The following is a 526-nucleotide window of genomic DNA, read 5'->3' as shown; positions in this document are numbered from 1 at the left end:
ATCTTTCTGTAGTAAATGCAGCCCGTGTAACTATGGGTGTAGTCAGAGGTGCATTAGTCGATCGTGATGAAGGTCTCATTCGATTCTTGGCTCGTGAAAAACACGTAACACCATTTCGACATGCTACAGTTACATTCCGTTGTGAAGCGCCAATTGCGATTGCAAGACAGCTCGGTAAGCACCAAGTTGGATTCTCTTGGAATGAAATGTCTCGTCGCTATAAGGACGGAGATGTCTCATGTTTTGTGCCAGAGCAATTCTTTCTGCGTCCTGAGGATTTACATTCTGGCAGCGGAGAAGCTATCGAACCAGGAAGTAGTAGTCATGAGAAGCTACAGAATTTGTTCGAAGCAGCTTATGATGGCTCGGTAGCCGCTTATCGTGGGCTAGTAGATGCTGGCATTGCACCTGAGCAGGCTCGTTTCTTGCTTCCGCAAGGGATGATTACTGAGTGGGTGTGGACAGGTAGTCTTTATGGTTGGGCAGAACTTTACCGTCAGCGTAGCAGTGACCATGCTCAATATGA

1 protein-coding gene is annotated in these 526 nt (G+C 47.1%); it reads left to right on the top strand.

Going from position 1 to position 526, the window contains the following annotated elements; translation table 11 throughout:
- Window positions 1-526 (top strand): FAD-dependent thymidylate synthase (thyX, locus tag N1032_RS27745; RefSeq protein WP_259543957.1); only part of this gene is annotated, 526 nt, incomplete at both ends.

This window comes from Herbiconiux daphne, assembly GCF_024979295.1.
Taxonomy (GTDB): Bacteria; Actinomycetota; Actinomycetes; order Actinomycetales; family Microbacteriaceae; genus Herbiconiux; species Herbiconiux daphnes.
Note: the sequence above shows the minus strand (reverse complement) of the source record. Positions and strands in the feature narration are given on the sequence as shown.